Origin of the sequence: Stenotrophomonas sp. LST15-1-1.1, assembly GCF_040815575.1 — a bacterium.
In the GTDB taxonomy this organism is placed as follows: domain Bacteria; phylum Pseudomonadota; class Gammaproteobacteria; order Xanthomonadales; family Xanthomonadaceae; genus Stenotrophomonas; species Stenotrophomonas lactitubi_B.
On sequence record NZ_JBFPNJ010000033.1, the window covers coordinates 57316 to 77753 of the forward strand.

The 20438-nt window shown below is 66.4% G+C and carries 17 protein-coding genes and 1 tRNA gene; 7 read left to right on the forward strand and 11 right to left on the reverse strand.

The features are described 5' to 3' along the window. Positions 1-56: 56 nt before the first annotated feature. The 9 genes from lpxH to MRBLST15_RS19205 form a co-directional block, all read right to left on the reverse strand. A complete protein-coding gene (gene lpxH / locus MRBLST15_RS19165; protein WP_367787408.1) occupies positions 57-803 on the reverse strand; it encodes a UDP-2,3-diacylglucosamine diphosphatase in 747 nt (248 codons plus the stop codon). 17 nt (positions 804-820) lie between these two features. Then, positions 821-1360: a phosphatase PAP2 family protein gene (locus tag MRBLST15_RS19170; RefSeq protein WP_025878111.1), complete on the reverse strand. Its 540-nt coding sequence runs from the start codon at positions 1358-1360 to the stop codon at positions 821-823. Continuing rightward, on the reverse strand, positions 1341-2486 hold the full coding sequence (locus MRBLST15_RS19175) for a glycosyltransferase family 4 protein (protein WP_367787410.1): 1146 nt from the start codon (positions 2484-2486) through the stop codon (positions 1341-1343). Before MRBLST15_RS19175 ends, MRBLST15_RS19170 begins: the two co-directional genes overlap by 20 nt. Before the next feature lie 165 nt (positions 2487-2651). Then, positions 2652-5621: a TonB-dependent receptor domain-containing protein gene (locus MRBLST15_RS19180; RefSeq protein WP_367787412.1), complete on the reverse strand. Its 2970-nt coding sequence runs from the start codon at positions 5619-5621 to the stop codon at positions 2652-2654. Between the two features lie 315 nt (positions 5622-5936). Continuing rightward, on the reverse strand, positions 5937-7463 hold the full coding sequence (gene ppx, locus MRBLST15_RS19185; RefSeq protein WP_312705687.1) for an exopolyphosphatase: 1527 nt from the start codon (positions 7461-7463) through the stop codon (positions 5937-5939). 357 nt (positions 7464-7820) lie between these two features. After that, positions 7821-9908 (reverse strand): polyphosphate kinase 1, encoded by a 2088-nt coding sequence (gene ppk1, locus MRBLST15_RS19190; protein ID WP_025878118.1) that lies wholly within the window; start codon positions 9906-9908, stop codon positions 7821-7823. Positions 9909-9912: 4 nt separating this feature from the next. Next, the gene (gene phoR / locus MRBLST15_RS19195; protein WP_025878120.1) at positions 9913-11244 is read right to left on the reverse strand and encodes a phosphate regulon sensor histidine kinase PhoR; all 1332 of its coding nucleotides are present in this window, start codon (positions 11242-11244) and stop codon (positions 9913-9915) included. Positions 11245-11349: 105 nt separating this feature from the next. Continuing rightward, the gene (gene phoB, locus MRBLST15_RS19200; protein ID WP_089239076.1) at positions 11350-12039 is read right to left on the reverse strand and encodes a phosphate regulon transcriptional regulator PhoB; all 690 of its coding nucleotides are present in this window, start codon (positions 12037-12039) and stop codon (positions 11350-11352) included. A 116-nt stretch (positions 12040-12155) separates the two neighbouring features. Further along, positions 12156-13856 (reverse strand): M48 family metalloprotease, encoded by a 1701-nt coding sequence (locus tag MRBLST15_RS19205; RefSeq protein WP_367787416.1) that lies wholly within the window; start codon positions 13854-13856, stop codon positions 12156-12158. Positions 13857-13948: 92 nt separating this feature from the next. Here MRBLST15_RS19205 and grxC point away from each other — a divergent pair, with 92 nt between their 5' ends. The 6 genes from grxC to MRBLST15_RS19235 all read left to right on the forward strand — a co-directional run bounded on the left by grxC (position 13949) and on the right by MRBLST15_RS19235 (position 18659). Further along, positions 13949-14239 carry a glutaredoxin 3 gene (gene grxC, locus MRBLST15_RS19210; protein ID WP_025878124.1) on the forward strand — a complete coding sequence of 97 codons (291 nt, stop codon included), beginning with the start codon at positions 13949-13951 and terminating at the stop codon, positions 14237-14239. Beyond that, the gene (locus MRBLST15_RS19215; RefSeq protein WP_265951479.1) at positions 14236-14628 is read left to right on the forward strand and encodes a carboxymuconolactone decarboxylase family protein; all 393 of its coding nucleotides are present in this window, start codon (positions 14236-14238) and stop codon (positions 14626-14628) included. The genes grxC and MRBLST15_RS19215 overlap by 4 nt, the downstream gene beginning before the upstream one ends. Before the next feature lie 350 nt (positions 14629-14978). Continuing rightward, on the forward strand, positions 14979-15983 hold the full coding sequence (locus MRBLST15_RS19220) for an isocitrate dehydrogenase (protein WP_099819170.1): 1005 nt from the start codon (positions 14979-14981) through the stop codon (positions 15981-15983). A 182-nt stretch (positions 15984-16165) separates the two neighbouring features. Beyond that, positions 16166-16909: a cysteine hydrolase family protein gene (locus MRBLST15_RS19225; RefSeq protein ID WP_367787419.1), complete on the forward strand. Its 744-nt coding sequence runs from the start codon at positions 16166-16168 to the stop codon at positions 16907-16909. A 53-nt stretch (positions 16910-16962) separates the two neighbouring features. Next, complete coding sequence (locus MRBLST15_RS19230; RefSeq protein WP_367787421.1) at positions 16963-17871, forward strand: LysR family transcriptional regulator; 909 nt, start codon at positions 16963-16965, stop codon at positions 17869-17871. A 26-nt stretch (positions 17872-17897) separates the two neighbouring features. Next, entirely contained in the window at positions 17898-18659 is a 762-nt protein-coding gene (locus MRBLST15_RS19235; protein ID WP_367787423.1) for a sulfite exporter TauE/SafE family protein, read from the forward strand. Positions 18660-18663: 4 nt separating this feature from the next. Here the strand turns inward: MRBLST15_RS19235 and MRBLST15_RS19240 are convergent, their stop codons facing one another. Both MRBLST15_RS19240 and MRBLST15_RS19245 read right to left on the reverse strand, forming a co-directional pair. Further along, positions 18664-19296, reverse strand: a complete 633-nt coding sequence (locus MRBLST15_RS19240; protein WP_265951475.1) for a flavin reductase family protein — start codon at positions 19294-19296, stop codon at positions 18664-18666. Positions 19297-19392: 96 nt separating this feature from the next. Beyond that, complete coding sequence (locus MRBLST15_RS19245) at positions 19393-20151, reverse strand: Bax inhibitor-1/YccA family protein (protein ID WP_367787425.1); 759 nt, start codon at positions 20149-20151, stop codon at positions 19393-19395. A 181-nt stretch (positions 20152-20332) separates the two neighbouring features. On the opposite strand from MRBLST15_RS19245, the gene MRBLST15_RS19250 reads away from it, so the two are divergent. Beyond that, a tRNA-Pro gene (locus MRBLST15_RS19250) sits at positions 20333-20409 on the forward strand. Positions 20410-20438: the final 29 nt, after the last annotated feature.

Sequence of the window (20438 nt, forward strand, 5' to 3'; positions counted from 1 at the left end):
AGAGCGCGTGCATCTGCTCTGGTAGATGCCAACCTTGGTTGGCACCCAGCGACCCATCAGACGCGCGCGAGCGTATCCAGGGTCCAGCCGTTGGCATCCACACGCAGCACCGAGCCCTGTTCGTACCAGTCGCCCAGCACGATGCGGGTGCAGCTGCGTCCGCCGGCCTGCAGGGTGTGGATCGCCGGGCGATGGGTGTGGCCATGGATCATCGTGTCCACGCCGTGGCGTACGTAAGTGGCTTCCACTTCGGCCGGGGCCACGTCGGTGACGGTTTCGAACTGCGCACGGTCGCCCTGTTTCATTTCCGACTGGCGCGCCTGGCTGGCATCGCGCGCTTTCTGCGCGAAGGCGATGCGCGCGTCAAGCGGCTGCGAAAGGAACTGCGCCTGGAAGACAGGATCGCGGGTCTGGGCGCGGAACTGCTGGTAGGGAATGTCATCGGTGCACAGCAGGTCGCCGTGCTGCAGCAGCACCGGGCGGCCGTACAGTTCGATCATGCACGGGTCGGGCAGGATACGCAGGCCGGCGCGGCGGGCATAGTCTTCGCCCAGCAGGAAGTCACGGTTGCCGCGGATGAAGAACACCGGCACGCCGCTGTCGGACAGTACCTTCAGTGCATCGGCGACCGCATCGGCTGCGGCCGAGGGGGTGTCATCGCCGATCCAGGCTTCGAACAGATCGCCAAGGATGTACAGCGCGTCGGCGCCGGGCGCCTCCTCGCGCAGGAAGCGCAGGAACAGGTCGGTGATGGCCGGACGGCTGGGGTCCAGATGCAGATCGGAGATGAACAGCGTGGTCATGCGGATATTCTAGGGCATCACACTGGCAGCGGCAGCCAGGCCAGGCTGGCCGAGGCCAGCAGTGCAGCGATGCCGGTGGCCGCCAGAACGTCGCTCGGGTAGTGCAGGCCCAGTACGACGCGCGACAGGCCGACGCCGAAGGTGAACGGCACCAGCAGTGGTGCCAGCCACGGGTAGTAGGCCAGCGCGACGATGGTGAACGACACCGCGTGCAGGGTATGCCCGGACGGGAAACTGAACTCATCCAGGGGCGCCACCCAGGCACGGATGCGCAGGTCGGCCGCGTACGGCCGTGGTCGCCGGGTCCAGCGTTTCAGGCCCTTGTACAGCAGCAGTGCGGCCAGGCCGGTGGCGGCCATGTGCACCGATGCACGCAGGCCATCGAAGCCATCAATGAGCACCAGCGCGCCCATCAACACGTACCAGAACACGCCATCGCCGAGCCGGCTGATGATCGAGAAGACGCGGCGCACGCGGCGACGTCGGCAGTAGTGGTTGGCACGGCGACACAAGCGCGCTTCGCGACCGGCCAGCAGCTCAAGCGGCGTGGTGCGCATGTCCGCTCCTCCGCGCGCTGGCCAGTTCCGCCAGAAGGCTTTCGAACTCTGCCACCACCTGCTGTGGGTGCAGCCGCTTCATCGCCCGCGCCGCGTTGCCGCCCAATTCGCGGCGCAGGGCATCGTCGGCTGCCAGTTGAACCGCTGCCTGCACGAACTGCTCGTCGCCATTCACTGCCGCACCGTTCTCGCCGTTGCGCAGGTACTCGCGCGCCGCGCCGTAGTCGAAAGCGACCGTGGCCAGGCCGCTTGCCATGCTTTCCAGGGTCACGTTGCCGAAGGTCTCGCTGCGGCTGGGGAACAGGAACAGATCGCCACTGGCGAAATGGCGGGCCAGGGCATCGCCGCGCTGGATGCCGCAGAAGATGAAATCGGGATTCTCATGGGCCAGCTTCTCGCGCGCCGGGCCATCGCCGACCCAGATGAAGCGTGCTTTCGGACGCACCTGCTGCAGCTTGCGGAAGGCCTTCACAGCCAGGCCCAGGTTCTTTTCGGCGGCGATGCGGCCAACGTAGATCGCCGCCAGCCCCGTACCATCGATACCCCATTCTTCGCGCAGCGCCGGGTCGCGGCGCGACGGGTCGAACTGTTGGCTGTCGACCGCGCGCGCGAGCAGGCGCACACGCTCGAAGCCCTGCTCGGTGAGGAATTCCTGCAGTTCGCGGGTAGGCACCAGGGTCGCATCGGCCTGGTTGTGGAAGCGGCGCATCCAGCGCATTGCCGCCGACTGCAGCCACGCCACCCCATAGTCGGGCAGGTATTCGTCGAAGCGGGTGTGGAATCCGGTGGCCACCGGAATGCCCAGACGGCGCGCGGTGCGCAGTGCCGACCAGCCCAGCGGACCTTCGGTAGCCACGTAGATCGCATCCGGGCGCTGCTGCCGCCAGTGCCGGCCCAGCCGGATCGGTGCGGGCAGGCCGAAGCGCAGGCCGGGATAACGCGGCAAGGCCGCGCCCGGAACCAGCAGGGTGCGCGGTGCCGCCTCCAGCGCTTCACTGGCCTGTCGCGGGCGGATCAGGTCGACCTCGTGGCCGGCGGCGCGCAATCCCTGCTCCAGGCCCTGCACGGTCAGTGCGACGCCGTTGATCTCCGGCGGGTAGGTTTCGGTGACGATGGCATAGCGCATGGCGGGCCTCCGGTTTTACGCATGCTCGGGCCTGGCGATGTAGCCGACATGACCGCTTTGCGACAGCGCGATGACGGCCGGGCAGGACGGGCCTGCGCAGTTCATGGGCACAAAAAAACCACGGCCCCGAAGGGCCGTGGTCGTGGTGTTGCGTCAGCGTATGGATCAGAAGCGCTGCTGGTACTTCATGTACATGAAACGACCGATGTCGTAGCCACCGTAGTAGGAGAACGACGAATTCGGCTTGCTGTACATCACCGGGCCTTCCTTGCCGAACACGTTGTTGGCGCCAACCGACACGGTGGCATCCCACGGCAGGTTGTAACGGAACTGCACGTCGTGGAAGGTGACCGCACCACGCTGGTTGTAATCGCGGGTGCCCTTGATCCACGGAGCCATGAAGCCCGGATCGGAGCACTCATCCGCGTAACGGGTGGCGTTGAGGCAACGCTCCTTCACGCCGGAGTAGTAACGCGCGGTCCAGCTGACGCCGAAGTCACCGATATCCCAACCCAGCACCAGGTTCGAACGCACCCGGAAGGCCAGGCTGGTGCTGGTGCCGATGGTGTTGGCCACGCCGTTGATCGGGGTAGGCACCACGCCGGTATCGTTGGTCGAACGGTACACGTTCTTGCTGACGTAGGTGCTGGTCCAGCCAGCGCTCAGCTTGCCGTAGCTGGTATCGACGCGGTAGCTGACGTCCAGGTCGTAGCCTTCGGTCTCGGCGAAGCCGGCGTTGCGGTTGCCGAACTTCAGGCCAGTGACGATGCCGGTGGCTGCGTCGCGGGTGAAGCGGCTGCAACGTGCTGCGATACCCTGCTCGTAGCAGTCGGTGAGGATCTGGTTCGGGCTGTCATCGACGATGGTGTTGTCGATGCGGATCTTCCACCAGTCCAGCGCAACGTTGAGGTTGCTGACGAAGGTCGGGCTCCACACCAGGCCCAGCGTCTTGCTGGTCGAGGTTTCCGGGGTCAGCTGCGGGTTGGAACCGGATACGAACGGCGTCGGCGTTGCATCCTGCGCGGTGGTCACCGGCGTGTTGCCCTGGCGCAGCTGACGGAAGTTGCCGGCATCGGCGATATCGCGTGCGCAGCGTGCGCGGACTTCAGGACTGTTCTTGGAAGCGCCGAACACGGTGTCGCAGGGATCGCTGAACTGCGCGAAGGTTTCCGAACCGCCGCCGTACAGGTCACTGATGGTCGGTGCGCGGAAGCCTTCGGCCCAGGTGCCGCGGACCAGCAGCTGGTCGATCGGCTTCCACTTGAAGCCGAACTTGCTGTTGAGGGTGTTGCCGAAGGTGTTGTACTCGGAGAAGCGCGTTGCGGCGCTGATGCTCAGTTCCCTGGCACCCGGCAGGTCGGCCAGGATCGGCACGTTGAGCTCCAGGTAGGCTTCCTTCACCGTGTAGCTGCCACCGGTCGGGCCAGCGGCCAGGTTGGTGGTGGCACCGGTCTGGGCCAGCGCGTCAGGCGTGTACTGGCCATCTTCCTTGCGGCTTTCGACGCCGAAGGCAAAGCCCAGGTCGCCGGCCGGCAGGGTCATGATGCTGCCCGACAGATTGGCGAACGCGTTCTTGGTGGTGGTGCGGCCGGTGGTTTTTTCGGCCGGGAACAGCCAGGCCAGCAGCTCTTCGTTGCCGGTCAGGCCGTTCGGGTCATTCTTGCCAAACGGCACCAGCGGGTTCCACGGTTTGCAGCCATCGATGACCGCGCCCTGGCGGCCGCACATCACCTTGCCGGTGGCCGGGTCGAGGAACGACGGGCCCACGGCATCACGCACGCGCTTCTTGTGCAGGTTGCCGGTGGCGGTGGCGGTCAGCTCGTTGCGGTTGTACTGGTAGCCCACGTCCCAGTCGAAGTAGCGCTGGCCAATCTCGAAGGTGCCATCCAGCGACACCACCGCACGATAGGTCTTCAGTTCGCTGGTGCTCACGCGCGGCACTTCCCACGTGCGGCGGTTCCAGGACACTGCGGTCGGGTTGGCGTAACCATGCTGGCTGCCGAACGGGTTGAAGTAGCTGTCCCTGGACATCTGGCCCGTGGCGTTCGGGTCATTGGGAATCGACACCGAGCTGGACTGGGTCGGGTAGCCGGCGATCTGGCGCTCGGAAGAACGCTTGTTGTAGCCGAACTCGGTACGCAGGTTGATGTCGTCGGTCAGCTTGAAACGGCCATCGAAGTACACCGAATCACGCTTGATCGGGTACATGACGTGCATCTGGTCGTTGGCATTGCTGACGTCACCGGTGAACGGTGTCGCATCGGTCAGGTGGTAATTGGCCGGGTTGGTCGGGTCGGCACCGCGGTTGAGCGAGTAGCCGCAGCCCAGCCGGGTATCGGTGCAACCCGGGCGACCCTTCAGGCCGGTGATCTGGCCGTACTGGCTCAGCGTGGTCCAGTTGGAGGGGTCATTGGGGTTGTGGTCGCTGGTACCGTACTTGCTGAACCAGCGGTCACGTGCCCACACGCTCTTTTCTTCGGAGTGTTCCAGCGCCAGCGTCAGCGACACGCGGTCGTTGCTCCAGCCGCCCACCACGTCGAAGCGGTCGCGCGCGCCGTCGCCTTCGCTGTACTGGCCGTGGTAGACGTTGGCGGTCACGCCGTTGACGTTGGAACGGGTGATGATGTTGACCACGCCGGCCATCGCATCGGAACCGTAGATGGCCGAAGCGCCATCCTTCAGCACTTCGATGCGCTCCACCGCCGACACCGGCAGCGAGGACACGTCCTGCAGGCCCGAGGTGCTGATGCCCAGGCGCTTGCCGTTGACCAGCACCAGGGTGCGCTGCGCGCCCAGGTTGCGCATGTCGATATAGGTGCCGCCGGTGTTCTCGCCCGAGCTCAGCGCGTTTGCGCGGCTGATCGCCGGGCTGCCCATCGCGGTCACGTTCTGCAGGATGTCGGCAACGGAGCTGAAGCCCTGGCGTTCGATATCGGTACGGCTCAGGGCCAGCACCGGCTGCGCCGTTTCAACGTCCACCTGGCGGATGCGCGAACCGGTGATCTCGATGCGGTCCAGGTTGGTCGGCGAGGCGGTGCTGCTGCTCTGGGCGAACGCCGGCAGCGCTGCCAGCGTCGCGGTGGTTGCCAGGGCATAGCGGATGGCCTGCCCCAGTGCGGTGGTGCGTGAAGTCATGACGAGCTCTCTCTCTCGGGTCGTGCAAAGGACGCCAAAACGGGCGTCGAAGGAATCGGCAGGTCCAGGACCGAGCCGATGACCCGATAGTAGTCTCGTTGGTTAATGCTATGTAAAGAGCGCGTGTCGGTTTGTGTCGTTACACATCACGTGTTTTCACCAAACGTGAACAAAAGCAGGGGTTTACGTCCAGGCGGGTCGCACGCCGCCAAAGCCTGCTGCTGCGTTGCAGCAGGAATTGGCGGTCGATTGCGCGGACTGTAACGAAATGTAATCGGGCGCCGACGGCGATGCGTGGGCGCCCCGGCGTCCTGCTCAGACCACGAACGGACGGAACTGGATGCCCAGCCCGGCGATGCCTTCGGTCTCGCCGATCAGGTCGGCGCGCAGCAACGGGCGTGCATCAATGAAGGCCTGCGGCACGATCAGCGACAGGCGGCCGTCGTCGGCGGTCAGTTCCAGCGCCGGCAGCGGTGCGTCTTCATGCGCGCGGTTGAGCAGTACCGCCAGGCGCAACAAGGCAACCAGGCGTCGTGCCGTCAGCAGCAGGCGTTCGGGAATGGCATCGAAGGCAGTCTTGCTGATGCCGCGGCGGTGATTACGCACGAGTGTCGCCAGCATCTGCTGTTCCTGCCGCGAGAAGCCGGCGATGTCCGAGTTTTCCAGCACGTAGCTGCCATGCACGTGGTAACCGCTGTGGGCGATCATCAACCCCAGTTCATGCAGGCGCGCGGCCCAGCCGAGCATGCGTGCGTCATCGGCGTCCAGCTTCCAGCGTTCCTGCACCTGCTCCAGCAACGACAGTGCGGTGTCCTGCACGCGACCGGCCTGCACCGTATCGATACCATAGCGATGGGTGAGGGCGGCCACCGATTCATCGCGCGGGTCGTTGTCGCCGGCGCGGCCGAGAATGTCATAGAGGATGCCTTCGCGCATTGCAGCCTTGCTGACCAGCAGCTTCTCCAGGCCCAACGCCTGGAAGGCGGCCTCCAGCACCAGGATGCCGCCAGCGATGATCGGCCGGCGATCGCTGGACAGGCCAGGCAGCACGATGTCGTCGATCTTCTTGGCCTTCAGCAGCTCATCGCGGAGCTGCGGCAGGGCCTCGGCGGTGATCGCGCCCTTGCTCAGCTTCATCGTCGCGCAGATCTCGCTGATGGCCTTGTGGGTGCCGGACGACCCCAGTGCCTCCTGCCAGCCCAGCGCGCGGTACTTGCTGGCGAAGGGCTGGAACTCGCGGCCGATCTCGGCCAGTGCATCTTTCCAGCGCTTCTTGCTGAGTTTGCCGCCCGGGAAGAAGCGACGGGTGCTGGCAATGCAGCCGGCCTGCAGGCTCTCGCGCTCCAGCGTCTGCATGCCCTTGCCGATGATGAATTCGGTGGAGCCGCCACCGATGTCGATCACCAGGCGATGCTGGTCGGGCTTGGGGGGCTGCGCATGGGCTACGCCCAGATAGATCAGGCGCGCCTCTTCGCGGCCACTGACCACTTCGATGGCATGCCCGAGCGCGGTTTCGGCCGGCATCAGGAAGGCCTGCGGCGAACGCAGCTGGCGCACCGTGTTGGTGGCCAGTGCACGCACGCGATGGGGAGGGACGTTGCGGATGCGCTGGCCGAACCGGGCCAGGCACTCCAGCGCGCGCTGCCGCGCTGCTGCGGAGAGTCCGCCCTTGCCGTCCAGACCGTCGGCCATGCGCACGGTCTCGCGCAGGCGGTCGATCACCCGCAGCTGGCCAAGCGTGTAGCGCGCGATGACCATGTGGAAGCTATTGGAGCCAAGGTCGATGGCGGCCAGCAGGTCGCCATCCTGCAATGCGGGCGGAGTCGTGGTGGTATGCGGCATGGGCGAATGTTAGCCGAAGGGGCGGTGAACTCGTCACCGCGTGGCCTTCACATTTTGTGGGGGGAGTGCGGCAGGGCTGCGCCCTGCACCCGCAGAGTCAACATCAACATCAACATCAACGTCAAAAGCGGGGTATCCGTGGGATGGCGGGGTGGGTCCGGTTGCGGGGGACGCCGTGAACCCATCCTTGGGGGCTTGGCCGCGGCATCCATGCCGCGGACACCCCCGCAACCGGACCCACCCCGCCTTCGACAGGTTCACGCAGCTGTTGGTAGGTGTCGACCTTGGTCGACACGGTAGATCCACGCCATGCGTGGATGCATCCAAACGTGCCGACCAAGGTCGGCATCCATCGGGTCAGAGTCCCTGCATCAACGCCATCTGTGCCGAATGCGGCGCTTCGTCGTGGGCCGGTGCGCGCTTGTGGTAGATGCCCTCGGCATCCAGTTCCCAGGCGTTGAGATTGTCGTCCAGGTAGTTCTGCAGCACTTCGCGATAGACCCGCTTGGCCAGTGCCGGGTCGAGGATCGGGAAGCAGGTCTCCACCCGGCGCAGCAGGTTGCGTTCCAGCCAGTCGGCGCTGGCGCAGTACAGTTCCGGTGCGCCGTCGTTGCCGAACCAGTAGACCCGGCTGTGTTCCAGGAAGCGGCCGACAATCGAGCGCACGCGGATGTTGTCCGATACGCCAGGTACGCCCGGGCGCAGGGTGCAGGCACCGCGGATGATCAGGTCGATCTGCACGCCCGCCTGCGAGGCGGCGTACAGCGCACGGATCACCTGCGCTTCGTTGAGGGCGTTCATCTTGGCGATGATCCGCGCCGGTCGCCCGGCGGCGGCGATGCGTGTCTCGCGCTCGATTCTCGCCAGGATCCCCGTGTGCAGGGTGAAGGGCGACTGCAGCAGGCGCTTGAGCTTCATCTTCGAGGCCAGCCCGGACAACTGCTGGAACAGCAGGTGGACGTCGTTGCCGATGTCCGCATCGGCGGTGATCAGGCTCAGGTCGGTGTAGGCGCGTGCAGTGCCGCTGTGGTAGTTGCCGGTGCCCAGGTGCACGTAGCGACGCAGCTTGCGGCCTTCGCGGCGCACGATCAGCAGCATCTTGGCATGGGTCTTGTAGCCGACCACGCCGTACACCACCTGCACGCCGGCCTCCTGCAGCCGATCGGCCAGGCCCAGGTTGGCTTCTTCATCGAACCGCGCGCGCAGCTCGACCACCACGGTCACGTCCTTGCCGGCACGTGCCGCCTGGATCAGTGCATCGACGATCAAGGAGTCCTTGCCGGTGCGGTACAGGGTCTGCTTGATCGCCAGCACGTTCGGATCGAGCGCGGCCTGGCGGATCAGGTCGAGCACCGCTGCGAACGCGTCAAAGGGGTGGTGCAGCAGCAGATCCTGGCGGGCCACGGTCTCGAAGATGCCGTCGCTGTCGCGCAGGGTGCGCGGGGTCATCGGCGGGTACTTCAGGTCCGGCTGCGCGATCAGGTCGTACAGCTGGATGATGCGGTTGAGGTTGACCGGTCCATCGATGCGGTACACCGCGTTCTCGGTCAGGCCGAAGTTCTGCAGCAGGGTGCGGACGATGTCGCGCGGCATGTCGTGGGCGATTTCCAGGCGCACCGCAGGACGGTAGCCACGGTCCACCAGCTCATCACGCAGCGCCAGCGCCAGGTTTTCCACTTCCTCCTCGTCCACCACCAGCTCGGAGTTGCGGGTGACACGGAACTGGTAGGCGCCCAGCACTTCCAGGCCCGGGAACAACTCGTCCACGAAGGTGGACAGCACCGAGGACAGGAACACGAAGTTCTGCGGGCCGCCGAGTTTTTCCGGCAGCTGGATGATCCGCGGCAGCGAACGCGGCGCACGCACGATGGCCAGGTGGCCGCTGCGGCCGAACGCATCGGTGCCCTTCAGCACCACCACGATGTTCAGCGATTTGTTGAGGATCTTCGGGAACGGATGCACCGGATCCAGGCCGAGCGGCGACAGCACCGGCATGATCTCGTTGCGGAAGTAGGCACGCAGCCAGCGCTTCTGGCGGTGGGTCCAGGAATTGCGGCCGAGCACACCGATGCCGGCCTCCATCAGCGCCGGACGCAGCGTCTGGTTCCAGCAGCGGTACTGCTGGTCCACCAGCTCGGCGGCGCGCTCGTGGATGGCATTGAGGATGGCCTGCGGGCTCATGCCGTCCGGGGCCGGCGGCAGGCCGAACTCCTGCGCATGACGGACCGCAGCGGCACGGATCTCGAAGAATTCATCCAGGTTGGTGCAGGAGATGCACATGAAGCGCAGGCGCTCCAGCAGCGGCACCTGCGGGTCCATCGCCTGTGCCAGCACGCGGAAGTTGAAATCCAGCTGCGACAGTTCGCGGTTGATGTACAGCGCCGGGTCGCGCAACGGATCGCTGTCCGTGCTCACGGGGAGGGGGAGGGATCCGAGGCTGCTCATGGCGTCATTCTTCGAAGGAGGTCAGGGGGGCGGACTCACGCGGTCGTACGTGGTCGGCATCGAAATGGCAGGCGAACACCGAGCCCTTGCCGACCTCGCTGTCGATTTCCAGGCGTGCGTGGTGCAGACCGAGGATGTGCTTGACGATCGACAGGCCCAGGCCGGTGCCGCCGCTTTCGCGCGAGCGGCTGCTGGAGACACGGTAGAAGCGTTCGGTCAGGCGCGGCAGGTGGGTGGCAGGAATGCCGTAGCCGGTGTCACGCACTGCCAGCACCACGCCGTCGCCCTCGCGGCGGAACTCCACCGCGATGCGGCCACCGGCCGGGGTGTAGCGCACCGCGTTGGTGACCAGGTTGGAGAACGCGCTGTGCAGTTCCTTGGTCGAACCCTGCAGGTCCACGCCGGCCAGGTCATCGATGCTGATCTGGTGGCGGCCCTGGCTGTGCGCTTCAGCCTCGCGGCGCAGCGTGGCCAGCATGGGCTGCATGGCCACCGTCTCGGCCTCGCTGTGTTCCTGCGATTCCAGCCGCGACAGGGTCAGCAGGTCTTCCACCAGCTGGGCCATGCGCTGGCTCTGCTTGCGCATCTCTTCCAGCATCGGTCCGGTTCCCGGGAAATCCTCCGGGTCCATCATGTCCAGGTAGCCGTGGACCACGGTGAGCGGGGTGCGCAGTTCGTGTGAAACGTTGGCCACGAAGTCGCGGCGGACCTGTTCCAGGCGCAGCAGCTTGCTGACGTCGCGGGCGATCAGCAGCCAGTAGTCGGACGAATAGGGAATCAGGCGCAGGTTCAGGCGGATCGCAGGATCGACCGGCGAGGGCACGTCCAGGATCGGTTCGGCGTTGCGGCCACCGGCCAGCCAGTGGGCCAGCGGCATCGGCTGCAGGCGTTCGACCAGGGCCTCACCCAGATCGCCGGGATGGTGCAGGCCGAGCAGCGCCGTGGCCGCTTCGTTGAACCACTGTACGCGCTGGCTGTTGCGGTCCAGCACCACCACGGCATCGGGCAGCGCGGCCGCTGCAGCGCGATAGCTGCGCAGCATGTCCAGCAGGCGTCGCTTGCGCACGCGCATCTCGACCTGGTTGCGGTACAGCAGGCGGTCCAGCTCGTTCCAGACGCCGGTGCCTTCGGCCGCGGTATCCCAACGCTGGCGCGCGGTCAGCCGGCGCAGCACGCGGCGCAGCCGCCAGTAATGCCAGACCAGCGTGGCCAGTGCCGCCAGCGCGATGCACAGCCACAGGTGGCCAGTGAACCATCCGACCAGACCGGCCAACAGCAACACGGTGGCCACGGTGGCCAGTGTCTTCAACCAGGCAGAGCGGATGTGGCGGGGCATTGCGGTCTCGTCGTGGGTTGCGGCGGTTCACGCAGGTGAACCGAGGGTTATAGCAGAGTTGCCGACGCCGGCACCGTGGGGTGCACGGCGCCGGCACGACGAGGCTCAGGTTGCGGTGGAGAAGCGGTAACCGGCGCCGCGCACGGTCTGCACCATGTTCTCGGCGTTGAACGGTTCCAGCGTCTTGCGCAGGCGACGGATATGCACGTCGATGGTGCGTTCTTCCACATACACGCTGCCGCCCCACACATGGTCCAGCAGCTGCGCACGGGTATACACGCGCTCGGGGTGGGTCATGAAGAAGTGCAGCAGGCGGTATTCGGTCGGGCCGATCGGCACCGGCTGGTCGTTGGCGAACACGCGATGGGCGGCGCCATCGATGCGGATCGAACCCACCGCCACGCTGCCGTCCTCGTCATCGTCGCGGGCGCGGCGCATCACCGCACGGATACGGGCCAGCAGTTCGCGCGCCGAGAACGGCTTGACCACGTAGTCGTCCACACCGGCTTCGAGACCGCCGACGCGGTCGTTCTCTTCACCGCGCGCGGTCAGCATGATGATCGGCACTTCGCGGGTGAGGGTTTCCTTGCGCCAGCGCCGGGCCAGGTCCAGGCCGCTGGTGCCGGGCAGCATCCAGTCCAGCAGGATCAGGTCGGGGACGCGGTCGGCGATGGCGGTCTGGGCCTCGCGGGCGTCACCGGCGTGGACAGGTTCGTAATCGCCCTTGCGAAGGGCGAAGGCGACCATTTCGCGGATCGCGGGCTCGTCATCGACGATCAGGATGCGTTTCTGCACGAGGGCACCGTAGGGCTCAGTTACTGGAGTGGTGCCAGTAGACTACGGTTTGATGACATGTTTGTGACTGCCTGGCCGGCATCTGGCATTGCTGCCATCTGCCGGTCATGCCGTGCTCAGCGCCGGTCCAGGTCCGGGTCCTGTACACCCTGCCGGCGCAGCTCGAGTACGGTGGGCGTGATCGACTCGATCCGCGCATCCACCCGGGCCCGGCCGACATAGTCCAGGGCGGGGTTGCGCTTGAGTGCCTGCAGCTGCATCAGGGCCTGTTCGGGTCGCCCGCCCAGGAACGCTGCCTCGGCATAGGCCTCGCTGGCGCGGACACTGTCACCGGCCAGTTCACTGGCGCGGGCGTAGCGCTGCTGGAAGACCGGATCGTTACCGCTTTGCGACAGCAGCGGACGCAGCATCGCCTGCGCGCGCTGACCCGCGGCCTGGCCGCCCTGCTCATTCAGGATTTCGGCATAGGTCAGGGCCACCGGCCGGCTGTTGGGGTGTTCGTGCAGCAGCTGCTCGAAGCGCGCATTGGCCTGGGCGGACTGGCCGGTGCGCGATTCCGCCTCGGCCAGGGCCAGGGCGACCCAGAGGCTGTCCGGGTGGGTCTTCAGCAGCTCGGTCAACGTCTGCCGGGCCTCGCTGGCGCCGCTGCGGCCACCGCGCATGTTGGCCAGTGCCTGGCCGTAACGCTGGGCGTCGTCCAGGCCATCCTTCTGCCGCCGCGCAAGATCGGCGTACTCACGCTGCAGTTCGGCCGGGCTGTCGGCGCTGAGTACGCGCAGGCGTTCGCGGGCCCAGTTGAAATCGCCACTGGCGCCGCGGCTGAGCTGGCCGATCGGCACCCGCAGCACGCTGCCGGGCAACAGCGGGTTGATGCCGCGCAGCAGCGGATCGCCCAGGGTCGGGTCGGCCGGATCCACCCGTTCCCTGCGCTCGCCGCTGGGCGTGCGGGTGGTCAGCAGCACCGTGTCCTTCTTCATCTGTTCGGCGCGGGCCTTGGCCTCGCTGATACGGGTGGTGTTGACCGGGTGCGTGCGCAGGAAGTCGGGAACGCTGTAACCGCCGTCGTTGCCGCGCATCGCCGAGGACATGCGCTCGAAGAAGCCGGCCATCGCATCCACGTCGTAGCCGCTGCGCGACAGTGTGCGGATGCCCAGCCGGTCGGCCTCGGATTCGTTGGAGCGGGTGTAGTCGATCTGCCGTTGCTGCATCAGGCCCATGCCCGAGCTGATCGCCGCCATGGTGGCGTTGCCCGAGGAGGAGCTGTTGCTGGCCTGGGCGGCAACCACCGCCGCCAGCATGCCCAGCAGGATCGGGATCTGGTCGCGCTGGGCGCGCTCGACCCCGCGCAGCACATGCTGCTGGGTGACGTGGGCGATTTCGTGCGACAGCACCGCCGCCACCTCGTCCTCGCGCTCGGCCGTCAGCACCAGGCCGGCGTTGACGCCGATATAGCCGCCGAGGGTAGCGAACGCATTGATCTGGCGGTCCTTCATCACGAAGAACGTGTAGGGCTGGCGTGGCTGGTCGCTGTTGGAACCGAGGCGGGTGCCCATGGTCTGCAGCCAGTCGTTGACCAGTGGATCGTCCAGCAGGTAGCCGTAGTTGCGCAGCTCGCGCAGCATCATCGCGCCGTACTCGGCCTGGCGGGCCGGAGTCAGCAGTTCGCCCGCCGAGGAACCGATGTCCGGCAGCTTCTCCTGGGCCTGCGCCAGCGGGGCGGCCAGGGCTAGGGTCAGGGCAACGGTGAGCAGCAGGGGTCGCAAGCGGTCGATCCTCGGGCAGAGTCTGCCCAGCGTGGCAGGGCAGGGGGCAACCATTCGTTAATCAATCCACAGTGTTGCGGGCGTGGCGTGGAAATTCCAGCGCACCGGTACCATATATGGACCGTCGATCCATCGTGGAGTTTCCCGTGACAGCCCAGTCCGCCGGCGCTACCCCCGCCATCACCATCTATTCCACCGCCGTCTGCCCTTACTGCGTGGCCGCCAAGAACTTCCTCAAGAGCAAGGGCCAGCAATGGACCGAGGTCCGCATCGACCTGGACCCGGTCGAGCGCGAGAAGATGATGGCCAAGACCCGCCGTACCAGCGTCCCGCAGATCTTCGTGGGCGACGTCCACGTGGGCGGCTACGACGACATGATGGCCCTGCATCGTGAAGGCAAGCTCGAGCCGCTGCTGGCCGGGCAGGGCCAGGCATGAGCGCGGCTGACGACGGCAGCAAGGACCGGATCGCCGAGTTCACCGATTTCCGCAAGCGCATGAATGAACGCATCCTGGGCGAGCCGAACCAGGTGGTGCGCCGCTTCTTCGCGCTGGACACGCAGACCTACCAAGCCGGCGCGCTGGACGTGAAGACCAAGGAGCTGCTGGGCCTGGTGGCCTCGATGGTGCTGCGCTGCGACGACTGCATCAGCTACCACGTGGCCCAGTGCAAGGACGCCGGCGTCACCCGTGAGGAGTTCTTCGAGACCTTCTCGGTCGGCCTGGTGGTCGGCGGCTCGATCGTGATCCCGCACCTGCGCCGCGCCGTGGACTTCCTCGACCAGCTGGAAGGCGGCGCCACCGCCCCGGCCGCGCACGAGCACTGAGCCCGGCCGCTACCGCGAACCAGGCTCTCTGGTAGTGCCGGCCGCTGGCCGGCATCCAGTGGACCCGAATTGGCAGAGGTTGCCGGCCAGCGGCCGGCACTACCCGGGCATGCGCCGGGCCTTTCCCGCAACCCAACAGCCCAGGAGCCCCCTTGTTGTTCAAGGGGGCGCGCCGAAGGCGTGGGGATAAGGTGGGATGCGCGGGCAATTCTGCCTTACCCGGCTCGGACTAATTGCCTATTTGGGGTCTCCGAGCCGGGTAAGGCATAATTGCGGGTGAAACTTCCTTTGCGCCGGCGTTTCCGGGCACGTCCGGACGGCGTTTTTCCCCCTGTTCGGAACATCGATCAATGACGCAGAAAATTACGGTCATCCGCGGCGACGGCATTGGCCCGGAAATCATGGACGCCACCCTGTTCGTGCTCGACCAGCTCAAGACTGGCCTGGAGTACGAAGACGCCGACGCCGGCCTGGTGGCGCTGGAGAAGCACGGCGATCTGATGCCGGCGGTGACCCTGGAATCGATCGCGCGCAACAAGGTCGCGCTGAAGAGCCCGCTGACCACGCCGGTCGGTGGTGGCTTCACCTCGATCAACGTCAGCCTGCGCCGCCACTTCGACCTGTACGCCAACGTGCGTCCGGCCCACACCTTCCCGAACACCAAGTCGCGTTTCGAGAACGTCGACCTGATCACCGTTCGCGAGAACACCGAAGGTGCGTACCTGGCCGAAGGCCAGGAAGTGTCGGCCGACGGCGAGACCGCCTTCTCCGGCACCCGCATCACCCGCAAGGGCTCCGAGCGCATCGTGCGTTATGCCTTCGAGCTGGCCAAGAGCACCGGCCGCAAGAAGGTCACCGCCGTGCACAAGGCCAACATCATCAAGTCGACCTCGGGCCTGTTCCTGGCCGTGGCCCGTGAAGTCGCCGCGCAGTACCCGGACATCGAGTTCCAGGAAATGATCGTCGACAACGCCTGCATGCAGCTGGTGATGCGTCCGGAACAGTTCGACATCATCGTCACCACCAACCTGTTCGGCGACATCATTTCCGACCTGTGCGCGGGTCTGGTCGGTGGCCTGGGCCTGGCTCCGGGTGCCAACATCGGCAAGGACGCGGCGATCTTCGAAGCCGTGCACGGCACCGCGCCGGACATCGCCGGCCAGGGCAAGGCCAATCCGTGCGCCCTGCTGCTGGCAGCGGCACAGATGCTGGACCATGTCGGTCAGCCGGAAAACGCCGAGCGCCTGCGCAAGGCCATCGTGGCCACGCTGGAAGCCAAGGATTCGCTGACCGGCGACCTCGGCGGCACTGGCAACACGATGGGCTTCGCCAAGGCGATCGCCAGCCGCCTGTAAGCGACGGCTCGACCCCGGTCGGATCCACAGCGGGGCGCCTTCGGGCGCCCCGCTGCGTTTCACCACCTCCGCAAGAATGGATCTGTGCATGTTTCGCACAGATCGTGTGCTCGAAGGTGGCTGGTTCGTGCATTCAATGCTCCTCATCCTGTGCCCACTTTCCACCGCACAGGAGCTTGACCATGAACCTCACTGCTTTCGGCCTGGCCGGCCTGATCGGCATGGCTGCCACCGCCCCGGTTGTCGCCGCCGAGCCGGTCCATCCCACCATCCGCCATATGGCCGGCGCTCCGGCTGCCACCTCGCTCGACGCAACGAAGACCGCCGTGCTGGTGATCGATTTCCAGAACGAGTACTTCGATGCCGGCGCCGCCCCGGGTTTCGCCGGGGGCCGCATGGTCATTCCCGATGGCGTGGCGGCCCTGCGCCAGACGCGCCGCGTGGTCGACTTCGCTGATGCCAACGGCATCCGCGTGATCCACGTGCAGCACGTGCTGCCGGCCGGCGCGCCGCTGTTCGCAGAGGGCAGCGTCAACGCCGCCTTCCACCGTGACATGCAGCCGCGCAAGGGCGAGACCGTGGTGCAGAAGGACAACGTCAGCGTGTTCGCCGGTGCCTCGGCAGCGGTATTGGACAAGGCGCTGAAGGATGCCGGTATCGACACCCTGATCGTCACCGGCCTGCAGACCCATGCCTGCGTTGCCGGTGCTGCACGCGATGCCGCTGCGGCGCCGCGCGGCTATCGGGTGATCGTGGCCTCCGATGCCTCTGCCAGCCGCGATCTGGATCTGGCCAGTGGCGGGAGCATCGGCCACCGTGCATTGCATGAAGCGTCGCTGGCGCAGATCGAGGATGCCTTTGGCGATGTCATGACCACCTCGGCGATCCTGGCCCTGCCGGTGCGCATGGCCGGCGACGACGCTTGATAAGCTGGCGGGGTCCGCAGCGAGCGGGCCCCGCCGACCGGAGTCACCGCCCGATGGATCATTTCGCCGCCCTGCGGGCTTTGCGCGCGATCGTCGATGCAGGCAGTTTCACTGCCGCCGCCGAGCGGCTGGATACCACCCATTCGGCGATGTCGCGGCAGTTGCGTCAACTTGAAGAGCACCTGCAGGTGCGGCTGCTGGATCGCAACAGCCGGCGACTGTCGCTGACCGAGGCCGGGCGCGACTACTACCGCGAGGCGGTGGCGCTGCTTGACCGGTTGGAGGCCGCCGATGACCGTGCGCGGGCCGGCCAGGCCCAGCCCAGCGGGCGCGTGCGGGTCAGCGTGCCGCAGGTGGTCGCCAGCCAGGAGTTGCCGCATTGGCTGCCTGGCTTCCTGGCGCGCTATCCGCAGGTGGCACTGGAACTGTCGGCCGACGATCAGCTGGTCGATGTGGTCGGCGGGGGCTTCGATCTCGCCCTGCGCATCGCGCCGTCCTTGCCTGACAGCCAACTGGTCGCCCGTGAACTGGCGCGCTGCCCGCGCATCCTGGTTGCGGCACCGGCCTACCTCGCCCGGCACGGACTGCCTCGACAGGTGGCCGATCTGCACAGCCACGCGCTGTTGGGTTTCAACCCGGTTGCGGCGATCACGCCGTGGCAGCTGCACGGGCCGCGTGGTGCCATCGTCAGCGTGGAAGCCGGTCAACGACTGCGCGTGGACGCCACGCCGGCACTGTATGCGGCCGTACTGGCCGGCATGGGCATCAGTCTGTTCACCGCGCTCACGGTGCAGGAAGACCTGCGCGCCGGCCGGTTGATCCGCGTGCTGCCCAGCTGGCACGGTGGCACGCGCTGCTATTTCGCGCTCTATCCCCATGCGCGTGCGCTGGCGCCGAAAGTGCGCGCGCTGGTCGATCATCTGGCCGCGCATTACGCTGCAGCGTCGGGTGCGGCAGGGTAGTTGCACGGCAGCGGTGAGGAGTGGGGATGGAGTCGGTGTATCTGCTGGTCGCGCTGGGCGCGATCGTCGCGGGGTTCGTACAGGGCCTGTCCGGTTTCGCGTTCGGCATGGTCGCGATGTCGTTCTGGGCGTGGGGGCTGGATCCTCGGCTTGCGGCGACGCTGTCGGTGTTCGGCGCGCTGGTCGGCCAGTTGCTGGCGGTCTTCACCGTGCGCCGTGGCTTCAACCTGCGCCTGCTGCTGCCGTTCGTGCTCGGTGGGTTGGCGGGCATTCCGCTGGGTGTGATGGTGCTGCCGCAGCTGGACATGGTCTGGTTCAAGGCGCTGCTGGGAGGATTCCTGGCGCTGTGGTGCCCGGTGATGCTGATGGCGCGTTCGCTGCCGCCGGTCACCGTGGGCGGCCGGTTCGGCGACGCGCTGGCCGGCATGGCTGGCGGTGTGCTCAGTGGCATCGGTGGCTTCGCCGGGCCGGTGCCGACGCTGTGGAGTACGCTGCGTGGCTTCGGCAAGGACGAGCAGCGCGCGGTCATCCAGAACTTCAACCTGGCGATGCTGGCGGTGACCATGGCCACCTATGTCGGTACCGGCATGGTGACCCGGCAGATGCTGCCGTACTTCGCCATTGTCGCGCCGGCAATGCTGGTGCCAACGCTGCTGGGGGCCAAGCTCTATATCGGCATCAGTGAAGCGCGTTTCCGGCAGATCGTGCTGGGTCTGTTGACCGCCTCCGGAATTGCCATGCTGGCTTCGTCGTTGCCGTTGCTGCTGTCCCGTGGGGCGGCGGGATGAGGGCTCAGGCGGGCCGCAGCATGCGGAAGCGCTGGTCGGCGGTGATCCGGAAATAGTCGGCCGGTCCGCCGCCGCGCAGGATGGTGTCGCTCGCTGCAGTGTCGTAGATGCCGTCGACCAGCAACCGCGTATCGATATGCACGGCGACCACTTCTCCCAGTACCAGCCAGCCATTGGTGTCGTTACCGGCCGCATCGCGCAGGCGTACGATCTGCGTGCAGCGGCACTCCATGCTCACCGGGCTCTGCGCCACGCGCGGCGGTGCAACCTGCTCCGAGGCCAGGGGTGTCAGACCCGCCAATGCGAACTCGTCCACTTCAGGCGCGACGGCGCGGCAGCTTTCGTTCATTGCCTGGGCCAGATCGAATGTGGCGAGGTTCCAGACGAACTCGCCGGTGGCTTCGATGTTGCGCAGCGAGTCCTTGCGCCCCTGGCTGCTGAAACCAATGATCGGCGGCGTGTAGTTGAAGGCATTGAAGAAGCTGTAGGGCGCCAGGTTCACGTTGCTGTCGGCATCACGACTGGAGATCCAGCCGATGGGGCGCGGGCCGATGATGGCGTTGAACGGATCGTGTGGCAGGCGATGGCCATCGGCCGGGCGATAGCTGTGGAAGTGGGGAGGGGAGGTGTCTGCCATGGGGCGTGATTCCGTGGGAGTCGAGCGCGCTCGACGCTACAGAAAAGGCCGCGATCCCGACGGACCGCGGCCTTGTCGTTTACGGCATGAATTGGATCAGCGCTGCTGGATCTTCGACAGCAGGCGCAGGAACTCCACATACAGCCAGACCAGGGTCACCATCAGGCCGAATGCGCCATACCATTCCATGTACTTCGGTGCGCGCTGGGCCACTCCGGTTTCGATGAAGTCGAAATCCAGCACCAGGTTCAGCGCGGCAACCACCACCACGAACAGGCTGAAGGCGATGCCCAGCCAGCTGGCGTCATGGATCACCGGCACGTTGATGTTGAAGAAGCCCAGTACGAACGACGCCAGGTACAGCAGGGCGATGCCGCCGGTGGCGGCGACCACGCCGAGCTTGAAGTTTTCGGTGGCCTTGATCAGGCCGCTGCGGTAGGCGAACAGCAGTGCGAACAAGGTGCCGAAGGTCAGCAGCACCGCCTGGAAAACGATGCCCGGGAAGCGCAGTTCGAACAGCGCGGAAATTGCGCCCAGGAACAGGCCTTCCACCAGCGCATACATCGGCGCGGTGACCGGCGACCACTCCTTCTTGAAGACGGTGATCAGGGCCAGCACCAGGCCGCCGATCGCGCCGCCCATGGCGTACAGCTTGGCGCCGGCCATCACCTGGCCGTAGTCGTCCACGGTCTGGTTCCAGGCGAACGCTGCTGTCAGCACGGTCAGCAGCAGCAGGAAGCCGGTCTTGTTGACGGTGCCGTTGAGGGTCATGGCCTGGTCGGGGCTGGTCACCACCGAGCCACTGGCCAGATCGAGGAAGGTCGACTCGGAAAGAGCCGGGTTGCCGCTGCGCATGCGAGGTCTCCGTGCGAAAAGGGGGCGATTCGGCCATCCGGCCGCTGGCTGCGAGCATAGCCGATGACTGCGTAAGCTGTGGTCATGGCGGGGCAGGGCAGGAATTGCGCGTTGACAGTTCGCAGGACGCTTGGCCACAATGGTCAGCTCCCCGGGCCCAGGTCCGAGGAGATTGCAACACCGGGGTATAGCGCAGTCTGGTAGCGCGCCTGCTTTGGGAGCAGGATGTCGGGGGTTCGAATCCCTCTACCCCGACCAATCCACATCACGTCGGATTGGACGCCGTT